The organism is Tardiphaga sp. 20_F10_N6_6 (genome assembly GCF_052076045.1).
In the GTDB taxonomy this organism is placed as follows: domain Bacteria; phylum Pseudomonadota; class Alphaproteobacteria; order Rhizobiales; family Xanthobacteraceae; genus Tardiphaga; species Tardiphaga robiniae.
The window spans coordinates 2,813,579-2,833,425 of record NZ_CP197239.1 but is presented as its reverse complement, the minus strand read 5'-3'; the positions used below and the strand labels follow the sequence as shown (position 1 = coordinate 2,833,425).

General features: G+C 61.9%; 14 protein-coding genes. 8 read left to right on the top strand and 6 right to left on the bottom strand.

What is annotated here, in order from left to right:
- Positions 1 to 33: 33 nt before the first annotated feature.
- From AB7813_RS13650 to paaE, 8 genes are all read left to right on the top strand, one after another.
- Positions 34 to 7,149, top strand: coding sequence for an MBG domain-containing protein (locus AB7813_RS13650; RefSeq protein WP_439089154.1), 7,116 nt, complete (start codon positions 34 to 36; stop codon positions 7,147 to 7,149).
- A gap of 393 nt (positions 7,150 to 7,542) precedes the next feature.
- On the top strand, positions 7,543 to 7,926 hold the full coding sequence (locus AB7813_RS13645; RefSeq protein WP_439064728.1) for a filamentous haemagglutinin family protein: 384 nt from the start codon (positions 7,543 to 7,545) through the stop codon (positions 7,924 to 7,926).
- 1,047 nt (positions 7,927 to 8,973) lie between these two features.
- The gene (paaX, locus tag AB7813_RS13640; RefSeq protein WP_439064727.1) at positions 8,974 to 9,846 is read left to right on the top strand and encodes a phenylacetic acid degradation operon negative regulatory protein PaaX; all 873 of its coding nucleotides are present in this window, start codon (positions 8,974 to 8,976) and stop codon (positions 9,844 to 9,846) included.
- A gap of 75 nt (positions 9,847 to 9,921) precedes the next feature.
- Complete coding sequence (gene paaA / locus AB7813_RS13635; protein WP_439064726.1) at positions 9,922 to 10,914, top strand: 1,2-phenylacetyl-CoA epoxidase subunit PaaA; 993 nt, start codon at positions 9,922 to 9,924, stop codon at positions 10,912 to 10,914.
- Between the two features lie 17 nt (positions 10,915 to 10,931).
- Positions 10,932 to 11,219, top strand: coding sequence for a 1,2-phenylacetyl-CoA epoxidase subunit PaaB (paaB, locus tag AB7813_RS13630; protein WP_439064725.1), 288 nt, complete (start codon positions 10,932 to 10,934; stop codon positions 11,217 to 11,219).
- A 79-nt stretch (positions 11,220 to 11,298) separates the two neighbouring features.
- Complete coding sequence (gene paaC, locus AB7813_RS13625) at positions 11,299 to 12,075, top strand: 1,2-phenylacetyl-CoA epoxidase subunit PaaC (RefSeq protein ID WP_439064724.1); 777 nt, start codon at positions 11,299 to 11,301, stop codon at positions 12,073 to 12,075.
- Positions 12,069 to 12,572: a 1,2-phenylacetyl-CoA epoxidase subunit PaaD gene (paaD, locus tag AB7813_RS13620; RefSeq protein ID WP_439064723.1), complete on the top strand. Its 504-nt coding sequence runs from the start codon at positions 12,069 to 12,071 to the stop codon at positions 12,570 to 12,572. Before paaC ends, paaD begins: the two co-directional genes overlap by 7 nt.
- An 11-nt stretch (positions 12,573 to 12,583) precedes the next feature.
- The gene (gene paaE / locus AB7813_RS13615; protein WP_439084173.1) at positions 12,584 to 13,663 is read left to right on the top strand and encodes a 1,2-phenylacetyl-CoA epoxidase subunit PaaE; all 1,080 of its coding nucleotides are present in this window, start codon (positions 12,584 to 12,586) and stop codon (positions 13,661 to 13,663) included.
- On the opposite strand, the gene AB7813_RS13610 is transcribed toward paaE, so the two are convergent.
- From AB7813_RS13610 to paaK, 6 genes are all read right to left on the bottom strand, one after another.
- The gene (locus AB7813_RS13610; protein ID WP_439064721.1) at positions 13,664 to 14,089 is read right to left on the bottom strand and encodes a PaaI family thioesterase; all 426 of its coding nucleotides are present in this window, start codon (positions 14,087 to 14,089) and stop codon (positions 13,664 to 13,666) included.
- Positions 14,090 to 14,120: 31 nt separating this feature from the next.
- Positions 14,121 to 15,359, bottom strand: a complete 1,239-nt coding sequence (locus AB7813_RS13605; RefSeq protein ID WP_439064720.1) for a cytochrome P450 — start codon at positions 15,357 to 15,359, stop codon at positions 14,121 to 14,123.
- Between the two features lie 38 nt (positions 15,360 to 15,397).
- Positions 15,398 to 15,709, bottom strand: a complete 312-nt coding sequence (locus tag AB7813_RS13600; RefSeq protein WP_093756946.1) for an EthD family reductase — start codon at positions 15,707 to 15,709, stop codon at positions 15,398 to 15,400.
- 65 nt (positions 15,710 to 15,774) lie between these two features.
- On the bottom strand, positions 15,775 to 17,802 hold the full coding sequence (gene paaZ, locus AB7813_RS13595) for a phenylacetic acid degradation bifunctional protein PaaZ (RefSeq protein ID WP_439064719.1): 2,028 nt from the start codon (positions 17,800 to 17,802) through the stop codon (positions 15,775 to 15,777).
- 43 nt (positions 17,803 to 17,845) lie between these two features.
- Positions 17,846 to 18,484, bottom strand: coding sequence for a TetR/AcrR family transcriptional regulator (locus AB7813_RS13590; protein ID WP_184511591.1), 639 nt, complete (start codon positions 18,482 to 18,484; stop codon positions 17,846 to 17,848).
- 22 nt (positions 18,485 to 18,506) lie between these two features.
- Entirely contained in the window at positions 18,507 to 19,841 is a 1,335-nt protein-coding gene (gene paaK / locus AB7813_RS13585) for a phenylacetate--CoA ligase PaaK (RefSeq protein ID WP_439064718.1), read from the bottom strand.
- Positions 19,842 to 19,847 lie beyond the last annotated feature (6 nt).

The window sequence follows — 19,847 nt, the reverse complement described above, 5'->3', positions numbered from 1 at the left end:
CAACGGCGCCCGTGCAGGTGACAGGAGCTGGGCATGACACAGACATATGACGTGACGCCGATCCGCGGCAGCGTGAGGGCGGCTTTCGCACCGCTGGTGTTCGGCTGCGTGGTGTTCAGTGGCAGCATTGCACTGGCGCAGACGCTGCCGGGCGGAGGCACCGTGACCCATGGCGCCGCGAGTATCGCCGCGCCGTCGAACGGGACGCTGAACGTCAACCAATCCTCGAACAGCGCCATCATCAACTGGAATTCGTTCTCGATCGGTGCCGGTGGCACCGTCAACTTCAACCAGCCGAGCGCGGCGGCTGCCACCCTCAACCGCGTTACGGGTACCACGCCCTCCAGCATCGCCGGCACGATCAACGCGCCCGGCATTGTACTGCTGGTCAATCCAAACGGCGTTGCGATCACCAATACGGGCGTGGTCAATACCGGCTCCTTTGCGGCGTCGACCCTGGATATCCGGAACGAGGACTTCCTGTCGGGCAAGTACACGTTCATCGGCAACGGCTCGTCGGCTGTTGTCACCAATGCTGGTCGCATCAATGTGTCCGATGGTGGCTTCGCTGCGTTGCTCGGTGGCCGCGTTGCCAACGACGGCGTCATTTCGGCGCGGCTCGGCAAGGTCGGCCTCGGCTCCGGCGAGATGATTACGCTCGATCTGTCCGGCGACGGCTTCCTGTCGGTCGCTGTACCGTCCAACCAGCTTGGCAATCTCGTCGATGGCACCGGCAAGGCGCTGGTGACCAATAGCGGAAAGATCCGTGCCGATGGCGGACAGGTGTTCCTCAGCGCCGCCACGGCGAACAACATCCTGCGCGATGCGGTGAACGTTCCGGGCACGATCCGCGCCAATTCGGTCGGCACCCGCGCCGGCCGCATCGTGCTCGGTGGCGGCGAGGGTGGCCGCGTCAACGTGTCCGGCCGTGTCACGGCGACCGGCAAGTCGCGCAATCAGGTGGCTGCCAAAAAGACAGGCGGCCAGATCGACATCAGCGGCGCCGAGATCGCGCTGGCCGGTGCGCGCATCGACGCGTCGGGCGCGGCCGGCGGCGGCGGCGTTCGCATCGGTGGCGATGCCTATGGTCGCGGCGATTTCCAGCATGCCGTCAAGGTCACGGCGGATTCGGCGACGGTGATCCGCGCCGACGCGCTGGACAGCGGCAAGGGCGGCAAGATCGTGCTGTGGTCGGACGGTCTCACCAGCGTGCGCAGTACGTTGTCGGCGCGCGGCGGTGTCAATGGCGGCGACGGCGGCCTCATTGAGACCTCGGGCAAGCAGCTTGATTTCGCCGGCATCCGCGTCGATGCGTCAGCGCCGAAGGGCCGCACCGGCGACTGGCTGCTCGATCCGGTCACACTGACCATCGATTCCGCGGCGGCGGCGACCATCGGCGCCAATCTCGGCGCGGCCAATGTCACGCTGATCACCACGGCATCGTCCGCGAGCGGCCCGGGCAACCAGACGCAGGGCGCCGGCGATATCATCATCAATGCGCCGATCTCCTGGACATCGGCCAATACGCTGTATCTCAATGCCTATCGCGACATCCAGATCAACGGCACGATATCCGGCCGCAACGGGACGCTGTGGCTGACGTCGCCCGGCAGCATCTCGCAGACCGCGCCGATCATGGTGTCTAACCTGGTGCTCCCGATGACGTTCACGTCGGTATCACTGACCAGCGCCGGTAATGTCGTCGGCCGGCTGTCGAGCGATACAGCGAGTGTGGGCTGGGGGAACGAAGACCCGCAGTCGTTTACTCCCGGTTCGGTGGCCTTCACCAACAACGGCAATCTGGTAACCGGCGACCTCATTGGGCGCGATATATCGCTGGTGATCGGCGGCTCGCTCACTTTCGAAGGCAGCATTCGCGCAACAGGGACGGCGGCCTCGACCTCGACATCGATCGTGGCGTCGGGCGACGTCACTGCCGGAAGGATCGGCAGCATTGTCGGCGGCAATATATCGATCACGTCGGGTGGTGCGATCACCACCAACTCGCTGGGCTCGTTCGGCACGATCAATCTGCGGTCGGCCGGAAATATCCAGATCAACGATCACATTTCCAACTTCAACAGTGCGCTGACTTCGGTGACGCTCCGCTCCGACAACGGCCTCGTCAACTTCGCGTCCAATGCGCGGGTGAATACGGCCACGCCCGTCGAAATCTTTTACAATCCCTATGCGGCAACCGGCAGCTACGCCAATACGATCAACTATTCCAGCATCACGCAGAGCGGCTACGGCGCGACCGTGGCAGCGTATATGCTGGTGAATGATGTCTACCAATTGAAGGGAATCGAATCCAATCTCGGCGGTACCTACGCGCTGGGCCGGGACATCGATGCCAGCGTGACGTCGACCTGGACCTGTCTGAGCGGCATCTGCCGCGGCTTCGATCCGATCGGTGCGTTTGGAGATGGTCGCCCCTATCAGGGCTTCACCGGTACGCTCGATGGCCGCGGCTATGCGATCCTGAACATGTACCAACGCCGCGGCGAAGGGCAGGTCGGCGGTGGCGATGTCGGCGTGTTCTACCAGAACAATGGCACGATCCGGAATGTCGGTATCATCGGCGGTTCGTTCAGTGGCAATGCCAGCTATGTCGGTTCGATCGCCGCAGAGAACAATGGCACGCTGACGAATGTTTATTCGACGGCGAGCGTGACCAACATCGCCAGTTCGCTGGGCGCGGGCGGTCTGGTGGCACGCAATAATGGCATCATCAATGGCGGCTCCTATTCGACCGGTGCCATCCGCGGCTATGTTGTTGGCGGCATCGCCGGCTACAATTACGGTACCATCCAGGACTCCTATTCGGCCGGCTCGGTCACCGGCGCGACGGCAGGTGGCATTGCCGGCATCAATGGCGAAGGCGCCATGGTCCGCTGGACTTATTCGCTTGCCAGCGTGAACGGCACGAGCTGGACCGGCGGTCTTGTTGGCGAAAATCAATGGAGCGTGATGGGCTTCGCGTCGCTTCAAGATTCGTATTTCGCGGGCGTGGTGTCCGGCACCAATGTGGGTGGCATCGTCGGGCGCAACCAGTTCCGCGACTGGGATACGATGGAAAGCTTCAATTCCCAGCACAGCCAGTCAGCACGCATCTGGCATGTTTACTGGGATCAGGCCACGTCCGGCACCAGCCGCGCCTTCGGTCGCTCCTATCACGACATGCCCGGCGGCTGGACGTCGGAGCAGATTCAATATGTTGCTGCGCTGAACACGAATTCCGACAACAGCCCGTATTCGCTTAACTCCTACAGCAATTTCAACGACCCGAACTATCTCAATGGATACCAGGAAGGCAACTTTCACTCCCACTGGTACATGGTGGACGGCTATACGCGTCCGTTCCTGAAGGCCGAATATTCGACCAACATCCAGAACCTGCACCAGTTGCAACTGGTGAATATGAACGGTGCTGCCAGTTACAAGCTTGCGCGCGACATCAACGCGTCGGCAGAATTGTCCACCGGGATGTGGAAGGGCAACGCCTTCTCGCCGATCTCGCCGATCAGCTATAGCGGTTACACGACGAAGTACTTCATGCGCCTGCAATTTGGCGAGAATCGACCGTCCGATTCGTATGAGGTCTGGAACAATGGAGTGCGCGAGGTCTACACGACTGTTTATACGCTGGGGGAGACAGGATATTCGCAGTCGGGACAGTACGCCGACTACGCGAAAACGGCAGCCTCGTTCACCGGAACATTGGACGGCCAGGGTCACGCGATCAGAAACCTCTTCGTGAATATGACCGACGGCAATCATGCGGGCGTGTTTGCCTATCTGGCATCCGGCAGCGTGGTGAAGAATCTCGGCGTCGTCGATAGCAGGATCATAGCCGACTGGGGATCTGCCGGCTCGATCGCTGGCGTGAGCGACGGCACGATCTTCCGCTCATGGGCGTCGCGCAGCGATGACGCGAGCGGGGTCTATTCGAACTGGGCCGCCGGCGGCCTGGTCGGCTACAATCGCGGCACGATCGAAGAGTCCTACAGCACAGTCGCGGTCGAGGCTGTTGGCCAGCAGTCTGATTACGTCACCTTTGTCGGCCAAGGGGGCGGCCTCGCCGGCGTCAACGTGAACGAAAACGGCGGACCCGGGCGGATCGTCAATTCCTATGCGACGGGCCTCGTGCGCGGCAATGGCACGATCGGCGGTCTCGTCGGTACCAATGCGACCAATGACGGCACGGGCACCATCATTAATTCCTATACGACCGGGCGGCTCGACCGAGCCTGGAACTATGGGGTGCACTTTGTCGGCTCGGTCGTCGGGCGCAATGTAAGCGACAACGGGCGGACGGGAACGGTCACCAATACGTATTACGATTCCAGCGTCTCGAATCCGTCCTGGCTCAATCCCAATCGTGGCCAGACCTTCGTCGGCACCGGCCTGACCACGGCGCAGATGCAGGATCTCAACACGTTCCGCACCGTCTATACCGGCTGGGATTATCGCAACGTCTGGATCCCGTCGAACAGCGCGGGCCAGTCGGACGGCGTCGCGCGCTATCCGGAATTCTACTGGGCCAATCACGTCGCCGTCGTCGAGACATCGAATGCCACGCGCATGTATGGCGATGCCAATACGACGCTGGCGGCGATGATCTACGGCCTCAAAAACTACGATACGCCGAACAAGATTCCGCTTGCCCTGAGCACCACCGCCAATCAGTCGTCGGGCGTCGGTACCTATGCCGTGACGGCGGGGATGACCGTCCTGCCGCCGCAGGCTGTCGGCGCTGGTGCCCCGAGCCAGGGCGGGTTTGGACCGCAATATCTCGGCATGCGGATCAACAACGGGAACGACATCCTGTGGGATCGGAATTCGACCGCGCAGCAGATCGCGGATCGCATCAATCAGTTCACCTCGCAGAACGGCGTATCCGCCACGGTCAACGGCAATGGTGCGATCGTTCTCACCGGTACGTCGGACTTCTTCCTGGTTCCGATGGGCGTGACTATTGGCGATGGCGTGGCGTGGCTGCGCATGACGCCGTATGTGACCAACCGTCCTACCCAGCTCCAGCCCGTCAGCAATGACGGATCGACCTATCGCATCGTCAATCTGCCGAGCGGGCAACTGACGGTGACGCAGCGTGCGATCACGGTGGCGGCCGATGCCGGTCAGGGCAAGACCTATGGCGACACAGGTTCCGCCCTCACCTGGCAGGTGACCAGTGGATCGTTGGTGAATGGCGACAGTCTCACCGGCACGATCGGCCGCGCCGCGGGCGAGAATGCCGGCAACTATGCCATCAATCAGGGCTCGCTCGCCGCATCCTCGAACTATCGGGTGAGTTTCGTCGGGAACGATTACAGCATCGCCAAGCGCACCGTGACGCTGTCGCTCACCGGCACGGTGGAGAAGCAGTATGACGGCACCAACACCGCCGCGCTCGGCACCAACAATTTCACGCTGAGCAATGTGGTGGTGGGCGATTCCGGCCTGCTGTCGGTGACGAACCTGCCGACCTCGGGCGCCTATGACAATGCCAATGCTGGAAGCGGCAAGACCGTCTCGTTCAATCTCGGTTCCGGCGGCCTCACCGGCAGCGCGGCCGGCAACTACACGCTGGTCGTCAACAATAGCCGCAATATCGGTAACATCACCAAGGCGGCGCTGACCATCACGGCGAACGACCAGTCCAAGACCTATGGCGATACGCTCGCCCTCGGCAGCAGCGGTTACAGCATCGGCGGCACGCTTTATGGCACCGACCGCGTGACCGGCGTGACGCTGGCGAGCCTCGGCGCGGATGCATTGGCGAATGTGACGGGCGCACCCTACGGGATCACGGCCAGCAATGCGCTCGGCAATGGCCTCGGCAATTATACAATCAGCTATGCCGGCGGTTTGCTGTCGGTCACTGCGGCGGACATCATCGTGTCGGCGAATGGTGGCAGCTCGGTCTATGGCCAGTCGCCGTCCAATCCGGGCTTCTCGGCGAATGGTTTGAAGAACGGTCAGGATGTCGATGCCCTGACCGGCCTGAGCAACTCGTTCGGCATCCTGCCGACGACGGGCGTGGCTGGCGGTCCGTATACGCTCAGCGTGGCGGGAACACTGACCAATGCGAATTATCGCGTGGCGGCGCGCAACGACGCCAGCTGGACCGTCACACCGGCGTCTATCGTGGTCTCGGCCAATGGCGGCACATCGGTCTATGGCAGCTCGCCGCTCAATCCTGGTCTGTCGGCCACCGGCTTGCAGAATAACGAGGGCGTCGACGTTCTTGCGGGCCTTCGCAACTCGTTCGGCATTACCGCGACCAGCGGCGTGGCACATGGGCCATATGCGCTCAGCGTGCTCGGCACGCTGGCCAATCCAAACTATCAGGTCTCCGCGTTCAATCCGGGTAGCTGGACCGTCACGCCAGCCTCCATTGTTGTCACGGCCAATGGCGGCACATCGGTCTATGGCAGTTCGCCGCTCAATCCCGGCCTGTCGGCCATCGGTTTGCAGAACGGTCAGGGGATTGAGGTTTTGACCGGGCTCGTCAATTCGTTCGGCATCACCGGCCGGACCGGCGTCGCGGGCAATCCCTATTTGCTCGACGTAGCCGGAACGCTGACCAATCCGAACTATGCGATCTCGGCCCGCAACAGTGGCGTCTGGATCGTGACGGCCGCGCCGCTGACAGTCACCGCAGATCCCCAGAGCAAGATGTTCGCAGAGCTTGATCCGGCGCTGACCTATCGTCTCACCGGCGGCACGCTGTTCAACGGCGACCGCTTCTCCGGCTCGCTGGAGCGCGCGCTGGGTGATGTGGTGGGCGACTATGCCATTCAGCTAGGCTCGCTCGGCGTTTTGCCGAACTATGCGCTGAGCTATGTCGGGGCGGTTTTCACAATCAAGTCGTTCAACGTCTCGCTCGCGCCACCCCCCGGTCAGATCGCCGTGGTCAACCCGGCAGCGCCAAGCGCCAATACGATGTCGCCGTCCCCTGTCGGCAGTGCGAAGTCCTCCTTCGATAACCTCTTCCAGCCGCCGCCGAGCTCGCCGGCTCCAACTGGAATCGTCGCCGGCAATGCTGGCGGGAGAACCAACACCAACGGATCGCCCAACGATGACGTGACGAACTCCATCGGCGGTGAGCGACGCGAAGACAGAAGGCGGAGGAACGGTCGGTGAAACAACTCTCGCCGGCAGTTTCGCGTCCTCTGAACTGCCCTCAAATCCAATGGGTAGTTACGATGAGATACGTCCGCTGAAAGAAAGGATCGGAACGCTTGGCGTCGCGCGATCGCTCTTAGCTCACGCCAAGCTTAAAAGCACTATCGGTACCGGGGGAATTGAGGTGAATGATGCGCTTGCCATGTCAGAATATGTCGATTTCTAAGCAAGGTCATGAGGTGCCTTATGCAGGTGACGTATTCCCACAAAGCAAAGTCTGAAATTCCGGCAGAAGATTACCAATTACAGATCGGCCACAGAAATCCGTGATCAAAGCACGATGACCGGTGCCAGAAATTTCTGAGTATCTCGGATTTTTCGCCTTTCTGTGAGATAGCAACGTTCGACAGGTTGGGGCTGTCCGCTCCGATCGCACCGCGCGGCACCATCGATGCAGGCGAAGCGGTCATCCGCGTCTCTGGCAATGTCAATCTGGCAGCGCTGCAAATTCTCAATGCTGCGAACATCCAGGTGCAGGGCACGTCGTCGGGTATCCCGACCGTGCAGACACCAAACATCAGTGTGGCACTCTCGACGTCGAACGCGACTGCGGCGACGCAGCAGGCGGCGGCGCCGGCCCAGACGAACAATGACCGTCCCTCGGTCATCATCGTCGAAGTGCTCGGCTATGGCGGGGGCAATGGCGACAGCGCTCCGGACGATGAGTATCCCGCCGCCGCGATCGCCGCAGCGACAACGATCGCATGCAGGATCCATTCAGCCCCGTGCACGTGATTGGCTCCGGAGAGTTGTCCCCATCGCAAAGGCGGAAACTGACAGCGGTGGAATGGCGAAATTCGATGAGCTGTAGAAGGCATTGTTTCCTATTGAAGTGCAAGGGATATGAACACGCTGATCCACCAATGCCGAGCCTCACGCCATCATATTGACGACAAACAGCGGTTCGTCGTGTCGGTGGTTGCGTATGATTCCCTCCTTGGGCACCAGGACTTTATCCGTTTTATCCTGCCCGCAACATGATGCGAAGCAACGACTGCTAACTTTCGCCTAATGGCGTAAGCCGCTCATGGATATTGTAATTGCCGGCTATTCCGACTCGTCGAGCGACTGAGTATTTCGAGCATTGTCGGCCTGTCGATCGCCATGACCGCGCGTTTCTGTGGGGCAATCGCCTTCTGCCGTATCCGGTGGAAGGCCGGGCTGACTTGGGGATCAATCTATTCTTTAGCGTCTGGGCCTTCACGCTCCTGCACGCGTCGGTACGTCCAGCCAGATCGGCCTGGGTCGAGCAGCTGTGGGCGGCGTCCGAGCTGCTCTTTCTGCTGCCAGTCCTCGATGCATTCTCCACGCAACGACCGCTATGGCACAGCCTGATTCAGGGCGATTGGGTCTCGTCGGTGTGGGTCTCATGTGCTGAACGCTTGCACTGCTCCATGCTGTCCTGGCTATACGGACCTGCGGGGCCGTCGCGCTCAGCCCAGGCCTACGGCAAACAAGCGAGGTTCGATCGCGGTCGCGCCCGAGAAAGAGCAGCATGAATCACCTTATCGCTTTTGTGCCGTGCTCGGCAGGTCTTGCTGCGTTGGCGTTTGCCAAGCATCGCCACCAATCGATATCATCGGCAGGTCGCCGCCGCTGACCATGACGCGAGTCCTTCGAATGGTCGGAGCGGGTGCACTGTGTTTTGCGCTCAGCACTCAGTACTTCGCCGGATGCTGATCTTTGCGCCGGGCCGGCGGCGCATGTCGGATCTCATTCTACCAATCAAAGTGCAGGGGCGAGCAGGTTGGTGATTGCCCCGGAATGTTTTACGGATGTGGCATGTCGCAGCATCCGCTCTTTCGCATTATCAGCCGATTCAAGCGTGAACCATCGCGCACCGGCTCACTGATCATCACCTTCTACGGCGATGCGATTTTGCCGCGTGGCGGATCGGTGTGGCTCGGCACATTGCTGGCATTTCTGGAGATGCTGGAGATCGACGGCGGCGTGGTGCGCACCGCGATGTCCCGTCTCGCCGCCGACGGCTGGCTCGATCGCGAGAAGGTCGGCCGCAAGAGTTTCTACAAGCTGGCTCCAGACGGGCAGGAGCGCTTCGCGTCAGCCGTAGCGCATGTCTACAATCCGCAGCCCTCCGAGTGGCAGGGGCGTCTTGAATTGCTCCTGATCTCCAATGGCGGGGATCGCGAGGTGTCGCGCGCCGCATTGACCGAGGCGGGGTTCGGCAATCCGATGCCGGGCGTCTGGGTCGCGCCATCCGGCACCGCCGTGCCATCGGCAGCGGCCGGTGCGATCCGGCTGGAAGTATCGGCCGATAACGAAATGGGGCGACGCCTGATCGGGGAGTCCTGGCTGCTGCCGCGGATCGCCGATTCGTATCGGGATTTTCTGAAGACTTTCGCGCCGCTCGAGGCGTGGATCGCCGGCGCGGATGCACTGCCGCCCGCAGATGCGATGCTGGCGCGTATCCTGCTGATTCATCAATACCGTCGCGTCCTGCTGCGCGACCCATTGCTGCCATCGGCGCTGCTACCGGCGGATTGGCCCGCCGCAGAGGCTCGTGCGCTGTGCGGACGGATCTACCGGGCCTTGCTCTCAGCCTCCGAGCAGTGGCTCGACCAACACGGCGCAAGCGCGGGCGGACCATTGCCAGCGCCTGGCATGGAACTCGCCCGCAGGTTCTCGCGCCAATAGCTGTTATGTTACAAAAATATCTTGCCATTAGATTTTTCCGTTATATGTTGTGGGAAACATACGGGAGGATGAGGCATGTATACGCAGGCCCTGAATGCGCCGCAGGCCGACGACCGGCATCTGGAAGACGCTGACAAATCCGCTCGTTTCGAGGCCCGCGTCGCCAATGAGGAGCGCATCGAGCCCAATGACTGGATGCCTGCTGCCTATCGCAAGACATTGACGCGGCAGATTTCCCAGCATGCCCATTCCGAAATCGTCGGCATGCTGCCGGAAGGCAACTGGATCACGCGTGCGCCGACCCTGCGTCGCAAGGCGGCCCTGCTGGCGAAGGTGCAGGACGAGTGTGGGCACGGACTCTATCTTTATGCGGCCGCGGAAACGCTCGGCACCTCGCGCGAGGAACTTGTCGATCAGATGCTCAGCGGCAAGGCGAAGTATTCGTCCATCTTCAACTATCCGACGCTGACCTGGGCCGATATCGGCGCGATCGGATGGCTGGTGGACGGTGCCGCCATCATGAACCAGATTCCGCTGTGCCGATGTTCCTACGGCCCCTATGCGCGCGCGATGATCCGCGTCTGCAAGGAAGAGTCGTTTCATCAGCGCCAAGGTTACGAGATCATGGTCACGCTGTCGCACGGGACGCCCGAACAGAAGGCGATGGCGCAGAGTGCGCTGGATCGCTGGTGGTGGCAGTGCCTGATGATGTTCGGCCCGCCGGATGGCGAGAGCCAGCACAGCGATCAGTCCACCCGCTGGAAGATCAAGCGTTTTTCCAATGACGAGCTGCGTCAGAAATTCGTCGACGCCACCGTTCCCCAGGCCGACTATCTCGGCCTCAAGATCCCGGATGCGGATCTCAAGTGGAATGCAACGACGGGCCATTGGGATTATGGCGCCATCAACTGGAAGGAATTCCAGGACGTGCTGGCCGGCAATGGCCCCTGCAATCGCGATCGTCTCGCCGCGCGCCGCAAGGCACATGACGATGGCGCATGGGTCCGCGAGGCCGCCGCGGCCTATGCGGAGAAGCAGCGGGCACGCCGCGCAGCTGTCGCGGCTTGAACGGACAGGAGCTGATCATGAGCACGCCGAACATCCAGCTTTGGGAAGTCTTCATTCGCAGTCGCAACGGGCTGGCACACAAGCATGTCGGATCGCTGCACGCCGCGGATGCCGACCTGGCGATGCAGGCGGCGCGCGATATCTACACGCGCCGCGGCGAGGGGCTGTCGATCTGGATCGTCCCGTCGGACACCATTGTCGCCTCGGATCCTGCCGAAAAGGACATGATGTTCGAGCCGGCACTGTCGAAGATCTATCGGCATCCGACATTCTACGATGTGCCGGACGAAGTCGGCCATATGTGAGCAAGCGCACGCGCTGCTTCTTTCGCGTACGCGCCATGCTCTTACAGCAACAGAATTCTTGCCAGCAGGATCACAGGCCATGGCTGCAGCTTCGATTTCGGTAACTGAGAGTCCCCTGGTGCTTTATGCGTTGCGTCGTGCCGACGACGCGCTGATCTTGGGACACCGGCTTTCAGAATGGTGCGGCCATGCGCCGATGATGGAAGAGGATATGGCGCTCGCCAATATGGGCCTTGACCTGATTGGCCAGGCGCGTGAGCTGTATAGCTACGCGGCCAAGGTCGAAGACAACGGCAATGACGAGGATCACTACGCCTATCTGCGCGACGTCCGCCAGTATCGCAATCTCCTGCTGGTCGAACAGCCGAATGGCGATTTCGCGCGCACCATCGTCCGGCAGTTCTTCTACTCGGCCTTTGCCGATGCCTACTGGCGCGCCATGATGGGTTCCAAAGATGCCACGCTGGCGGCGATCGCCGCGAAATCCGAGAAGGAGAGTGCCTATCATGTCAGGCATTCGTCCGAATGGGTGATCCGCCTTGGCGACGGCACGGCCGAGAGCCACAGTCGTGCGCAAGACGCAGTTGACGATCTCTGGGCATTCACCGGCGAGTTGTTTCACACCGATGAAAGCGACGCCGGATTGATCGGCGATCGGCTTGCGGTCGATCCCGAGAGCCTGCGCGCCGGCTGGACCAATACCGTGACCGAAGTCTTGCAGACGGCGACGCTGGCATGCCCGAAGAAAGACTGGATGCAGAAGGGCGGGCGTTCGGGACATCATAGCGAACATCTCGGCCATCTTCTCAGCGAGCTGCAGTCGCTGCAGCGCTCGTTCCCGGGCGCAACGTGGTAGCCGCCGACACCAGCGACAGTGCGTTGCGCGCGCGCGCATGGGCTGCGGCCGCCGAAGTGGTCGATCCGGAAATTCCGGTCCTGACCATCGCGGATCTCGGCGTGCTGCGCGAGGTCTCCATCGTGGATGGGCAGGTCGAGGTCGCGATTACGCCGACCTATTCGGGATGCCCGGCGATGAACATGATCGAGCTGGAAATCGAACTGGCATTGGCGCGCGAGGGAATCCGGAATTCGAGGATCAGGACGGTGCTGTCGCCGGCCTGGACGACGGACTGGATGAGCGATGATGGCCGTCGCAAGCTTAAAGATTACGGCGTCGCGCCGCCGCAATCCGGCGGTGGCCGCCGCGCATTGTTCGGCGAACAGCAGGTGGCCTGCCCGCAATGCGGGTCGCTCGCGACCGAAGTGCTGTCCGAATTCGGCTCGACGTCCTGCAAGGCGCTGTGGCGCTGCATGACGTGCCGCGAGCCGTTCGATTATTTCAAGTGTCACTAGGACGAGCGCCGATGTCCCACACCCCCAAATTCCATCGTCTCGCGGTCGATGACCTACGCCGGGAAACCTCCGATGCGGTGTCGATGACGTTCGCCATTCCCGAAGATCTCGAACAGGATTACGCGTTTGCGCCGGGCCAGTATCTGACGCTGCGGGCTATGATGGATGGCGAGGAGGTGCGCCGGTCCTATTCGATCTGCTCCAGCCCTGATGATCGCGAACTGCGCATCGCCGTGAAAAAGGTCGATGGCGGCGCCTTTTCGAACTGGGCGCTCGAGCAGCTCAAATCGGGGGACGAACTCGACGTCATGACACCGACCGGTCGCTTTGGCATCGCGCATGCGCCGGAGCAGGCGCGCATCCATGTGGGCTTCGCTGCCGGATCCGGTATCACACCGATCATGTCGATCATTCGCGGCATTCTCGCGCGTGAGCCGCAGAGCCGCTTCTTTCTGTTCTACGGCAACCGGACGGCCTCCGGCATTCTGTTTCTTCAAGCACTGGAGGAATTGAAAGACCGGTTCATGGGCCGTCTGTCCGTGTTCCACGTCCTATCTCAGGAAGAACAAGACCTGCCGATCCTGTATGGCCGGCTGGACCACGACAAGGTCTCCATCCTGCTGCGCGCGATGGTGCCGGCGAAGGCGATCGATCATGTGTTCATCTGCGGACCAGTGGCCATGAGCGAGGAGATCGCGGCGACCTGTACCGAACTCGGCGTCGCCACGGAGCATATTCACGTCGAGCGTTTCGTCTCGGGCCTGGGTGGCAAGCCACGGCCGAAGCCGGTGGTGGCCCCGGAGGCGCCGCCCAAGGCGGTCGCGGCGCTCATCGTGGACGGCAAGCGCAAGGACGTGCCAATGGTGGATGGCGAATCCATCCTCGATGCGGCGCTTCGCGCGGGCATGGATCTGCCCTATGCCTGCAGGGGCGGCATGTGCAGCACCTGCCGCGCCAAGGTCGTCGAGGGCGACACGCAGATGGATGTCAATTATTCACTGGAGCCGTGGGAACTGGAGGCGGGCTTCGTGCTCACCTGTCAGGCGCATCCGGTGTCTGAGCGCATCACCGTCGATTATGATCAGGTCTGATCACTTGCTGTCGCGCATGATCGCATAGGCGGTTTGGGCCAGCGCAACCGGCTTTGCGTCGCTTGCGGTTTCGATCGACACGCTGCCGAATGCCATGGTGCGGCCCAGCCGGACCACGCGCGCCTGCGCCAGCAGATCGGAACGCAGGGCCGGCTTGAGGAAGTGGATAGTCTGATCCACTGTGGTCATCGGCAGATATTCGCCCGCTGCCGAAGATATCGCGAACACCATGGCGGTGTCGGCCAGAGACATCAGCGCCTGTCCGCAAACCACGCCGTTATCGCGGCAGAGCCTGTCCGAGAACTTCATGCGCAAGATTGCGCCGTCACCGCCGATGCTTTCGATGGAGAGGTCGAGGTCCTGCACCCATGGGGCAAAAACGGTCTGCAGCAGATGAGTGGCAGTGGAGGCGTCGAAGGTCGTCATCACGGAGCATCCTGCATTCGGTGTGAAGAAATCATCCAAGCGTTACGGGCAATGACGTGAAGCCGCGGAATCGTGCGCGCCGGGCGCGTTTTGCGGGTCCCGCGGCTGCGAAATTCGGGAAGCGAGCCATGAAGCGTCCGATGGCGATGCGGCCTTCCATGCGGGCAAGATTGAGGCCCGCGCAGACATGGGCGCCCGAAGCGAAAGCCAGATGACGGTTCGGCGCGCGGCTGATGTCGAGTTGATCGGGCGCAGAAAATTGCGCGGGGTCGCGGTTCGCGGCGCCGATGCACAGCGTGATCAGCGTGCCTTTTGGAAGTGCGATGCCTCCGATCTCGGTCTCGACCGCGACGCCGCGATTGCCGAGCTGATTGGAGCTTTCGAACCGCAGGAATTCCTCGATCGCCGTGCGGATCAGCGCCGGCTCGTCGATCAGGCGCTGCTTCTGTTCCGGAAAACGCAACAGCAGTTCGAGGCCGTTGCCGATCAGATTGGTGGTGGTCTCATGGCCGGCATTCAGGATGAAAATGCAGTTCTGCAGCAATTCACTTTCACTGAGCCGTTCGCCGCCAGCGGTTTCGCCGGCGATGAGACGTGTCAGGACGTCGTGTTCGACATCGCCCGGCCGTACTCGCCGGTCCGCGACAAGCCGGCGCAGATAGTTGAGGAATTCGGTGACCGCAGTCTCGCCGCGGGCCTGTACCTCCAGCGATAGCGAAGGTTCGAGCGCGCCGAGAATGGCGAGCGACCAGCCGCGCAGCGGGCCGCGTTCCGCATGCGGAACACCGAGCAGGTTGCCGATGACTTCGATCGGGATCGCTGAAGCGAAGTCTTCGATCAGATCGACATGATCGCGGGCTGTCATATCGTCGAGCAGCCGATCGACGAGAGTGATCAGCCGTGGTTCGGTCTCGGCGATCGCGCGGGGGCTGAGGGCGCCGGCAATGAGATGGCGGACGCGCGTATGCAGCGGCGGATCGTTGAACACCAGACTGGTGGTGTGGTGTTCGAACAGCAGCGAGCCCACGCCGTATTTGGGCGCGAACTCCACCTTCTTGTCGGAGCTGAAGCGGGTCGTGTCCTTGTAGATGGCCTCGAGATCGCTGTGCCGTGTCAGGAACAGCGAACCATCCGGCATCCTGTGCAACGGGTCGTGCGCCTGCAGCGCGCGATAGGTTGGATAGGGGTCATCGTAAAAGGCGTCGGGCAGTGCCTTCAACGAAAAGCCGCGGACGAGCTCCGCATCACCAATCGCCGTCGTGCTGGCCATGAGGTGCATCTCCACCGATCATCGACGCCATGACTGGCTCAGGCCAGAATCTCGCTGATCTGAACCGTAGCCTGAGTATCGGTGAAATTCGGGATGTCGGCGAAGATCTCACGGCCATGCGCCTTGCCGGCAGCCTTGAAATTGTCGAGCGATCCGAAGGTCAGCAGCGCCATCATCTGGAAGTCCGGTGCGCTGCCGTCGGGTTTGCTGACGCCCTTCACGACCTGGGTATTGGTCAACCCATGCGGTGTCCAGCGTTCCCTCACCAGCGGCATATGCTTGCTCAGATAATAATCGAGGTCGAATTTCGTTTCGGCTCCGGCGGGATACATCACTGTGACGAGGATCATGGTGGTCTCCTGAATAAATTTCGGGTGTGGTGGCGGCAGCCAATGGGCGCTGCCCAATACAAGAATCAGGGGCGCACGGCGTTCATCGTGAGCAGTTCATAGGTCGCCGCCGTTTCGTTGGTCGCGGTGGTGATTTCGACGTCCCAGCGAACCTCGCCATATTGCTTGTTGCGCGGCGACTTATCCTTCGCGGTCAACCGTACCTTAATGGCCTCACCGGGTTGCACCGGCTTGATGAAGCGCAGCGAGTCGAGGCCGTAATTGGCGAGCACCGGGCCGGGATCGGGATCCACGAACAGTCCGGCAGCGAAGGACAGCAGCAGGTAGCCATGGGCGACGCGGCCGGGAAAGAACGGGTGTCCCTTGGTCGCTTCCTCATCCATATGGGCGTAGAATGTATCGCCGGTGAAGTGGGCGAAGTGCTCGATGTCCTCGAGCGTGATCGTGCGTTCCTTCGACATGAAGGTCTGCCCGACATCGAGATCTTCGAAGTGATAGCGGAACGGATGTCGTTCCTTCTCGACGATCGGCGCGCCTTTGGACCAGCTTCTGGTGATCCCGGTGAGCATGGCAGGTGATCCCTGCAATGCAGTGCGCTGCATGTAGTGCTGCAGGCTGCGGATGCCGCCGAGTTCCTCGCCGCCGCCGGCGCGGCCGGGGCCGCCGTGGACCATCTGCGGCATGGGTGAGCCGTGGCCGGTCTGTTCCTTGGCACAATCGCGATCGATCATCACCAGGCGCCCGTGGAAGCTGCCGATGCCGAATACGAGGTCGGATGCGATTTTTGTATCATGCGTATAGACCGATGCGACCAGACTGCCGCCGCCACGATTGGCGAGCGTGATCGCGTCATCCAGCGCGTCGTAGCCCATGACAGTGCAGACCGGGCCGAACGCTTCGATCTCATGCACGCTGATGGCGGTGGCGGGATTCGCGCAATGCAACAGCAATGGCGGCACGAAAGCGCCGCGTGCGGCGTCCGCACCCTCGACGGAAAAATGGTCGGGATCGCCGCTGACCAGTTCGGCCTCGGTCCGAAGCTTCGCCACATGGGCGAGCACGTCGCGCCGCTGGTCCAGTCCGACCAGCGGGCCCATGCGCACGCTTTCCAGTTCTGGATTGCCGATGGTGATCTTGGCGAGCCGTTCGCGCAGCGCCGCGATGACCGCATCGACATGGGCGGATGGTGCCATGGCGCGGCGGATCGCGGTGCATTTCTGTCCCGCCTTCACCGTCATCTCCTTCGCCACTTCCTTGATGAAGAGGTCGAATTCCGGCGTGCCCGGCGCGGCATCGGGCGCGAGGATGGCCGCGTTGAGCGAATCCCGCTCGGCCACGAAACGGACGGCCTCCCGGGCAATAATCGGATGTCGCTGCAGCTTCTGCGAGGTCTCGGCCGAGCCGGTGAAGGACACCACGTCCTGGCAGGTGAGGTGATCGAACAGGTCGCCGGTCGAGCCGACGACAAACTGGAAGGCGCCGTCGGGCAGAATGCCGGACTCGGCAATCATGCGCGCCAGCGCATGCGCCACATAGGACGTCACGGTCGCGGGCTTGGTGACGACCGGAGCGCCGGCCAGCAAAGCGGGGGCGAGCTTTTCCAGCATCCCCCAGCAGGGGAAATTGAACGCATTGATATGCACCGCGACGCCGTGCAGCGGCGTCACGATGTGCTGGCCAGCGAAGCTGCCGGCTTTCGACAGCGATTCCACGCTGCCATCGAGCAAGAATTTCGCGTTAGGTAGTTCGCGGCGGCCCTTGCCGGCATAGACGAACAGGGTGCCGATGCCGCCGTCGACGTCGATCATGTTGTCGACGCGGGTCGCGCCGGTCTGGAACGACAGCTTGTAAAGCTGCTCCTTACGCTCGGTCAGATACTGACCGAGTTTCTTCAGCATGTCCGCGCGCTGGTGGAAGGTCAGTCGTCGCAGATGGGCGCCACCGGTGCCGCGGGCATAGTCCAGCACCTTGCGCATATCGATCCCGCCACTGGTCGCTTGCGCGACCACGTCGCCGGACACCGCGCTGGCGATCTCGATCAGGTCGCGCCCGGGGGCCGCCCATTGTCCGCAAACGAAGCTTTCGAGTTTCATGAGATCGCCCTTCTTTGTGAGTGGCCCGAATTGGTAGGTAGAGTTACTTCCGCCGCGCGGCGGCACGTTTGGGGACTGGTGCGGGCTGTGCCAGCAGGTCGCGGGTGCCGTCGACGATCAGCCGCGTGACCAGGTCGGCATAATCCGCGCGGGTGAACGGACCCTGGCTCCTGAACCAGAGGTAGTGCCAGTTGACCATTCCGAACAGCGACATGGTCACCGGCTTGAGCATCGTCGTACCCGCAAGCTGCGGCGCGATCGCGGAGACGGCGCTGGAAAAGATGCGCACGAGCTCTCGCTCCATGTTCTTCAACGTGGACTGGCGCTCGTCGGACAGGAACCGCATGCTGCTGATCTGGACGCTGTGCTGCGCGTCAGCGTCGCGATAAGCCTCGAGCAGCGCCGCCACCAAGTCGCGCAACCGCGCGGCGGGTGCCAGATCGGGGTGGTCGGCAGCCTCGACGACTTGCAGCAGGTCTTCGAGATGGACGCGGATGACGTCGAACAGAAGCTCATCCTTGTCCTTGTAGTAATGATAGAGATTTGCCTTCGACACCCCGCATGCAGCGGCAATCTTGTTCATGGATGCACGGTCATAACCGTATTCGGAGAACAGCTCCGCCGAGCGATCGAGGATCGCGCGGCGCTTGTCGTCGTAATTATTGGCGCGGGGACGGGCCATGCTGAATCGGATTCCTTGGGATCTAGCTCTGTGGCCGGCGGTCAAGGATGCGTCTGGCCTTGCCGGCCGAACGCTCGATGCCGTCGGGGTCGCGGATGATGACGCGCGATGTGATGCCGATGGTGTCCTTGATCGCCTGCTCCAACCGGTTGGCGGCGGCCTGACGGAGGTCTGACGCAGAGAATTCGGGACGGGCCTCGACGTGAATCTCCATCTCGTCCATGCGACCGCTACGCGTCAACACGATCTGGTAATGCATCGACAATCCAGGGATGGTCTGCAGCTTTTCCTCGATCTGGGTGGGAAACACATTGACGCCGCGGAGGATGATCATGTCGTCGGTTCGACCGGTGACCTTCTCCATGCGTCGCATGGCGCGCGCCGTGCCGGGCAGCAGGCGGGTGAGGTCGCGCGTCCGGTAACGGATGATCGGCATCGCCTCCTTGGTCAGCGATGTGAACACCAGCTCGCCTTCCTCGCCGTCTGGCAGCACCTTCCCGGTGTGGGGATCGATCACCTCCGGATAGAAATGATCCTCCCAGATATGCAACCCGTCCTTGGTCTCCACGCACTCGCTGGCGACGCCCGGGCCCATCACCTCCGATAGGCCGTAGATGTCGACGGCATGAAGATCGAAGGCTTCCTCGATCTCCTCGCGCATCGCATTGGTCCACGGCTCGGCACCAAAGATGCCGATTCGCAGCGACGACTTGCGCGGATCCAGGCCCTGCTTCCGGAATTCATCCAGGATCGCCAGCATGTAGGATGGCGTGACCATGATGATATCAGGCTTGAAATCGGTGATGAGCTGCACCTGCCGTTCGGTCATGCCGCCGGAGATCGGGATCACCGTGCAGCCGAGACGTTCCGCGCCGTAATGCGCGCCGAGGCCGCCGGTGAACAGGCCGTAGCCATAGGCGTTGTGCAGCTTCATGCCGGCGCGTCCGCCCGCGGCGCGGATCGAGCGAGCAACCACATCGCTCCAGGTGTCGATGTCGCGCTTGGTGTATCCGACGACGGTGGGCTTGCCGGTGGTGCCCGACGAGGCATGGATGCGTGCGACCTGCTGCTCGGGCACGGCGAACATGCCGAACGGATAGTTGTCACGAAGGTCGGCCTTGGTGGTGAACGGAAATTTCGCCAGATCGTCGAGGCTCTTGAGATCGCCCGGATGAATGCCGGCGGCGTCGAATTTGGCGCGGTAGTGCGGGACGTTGTCATATGCATGGCGCAGTGACCATGAGAGCTGCTTCAGCTGCCAGGTCTGTAGGTCTGCGGTGGCCGCGACTTCATAGCGGTCCAGTTCGGTGGGCTCTGGCTTAAGCTGGTCCAGCTTGCGCAATGGCATTTGAAACATGGAATC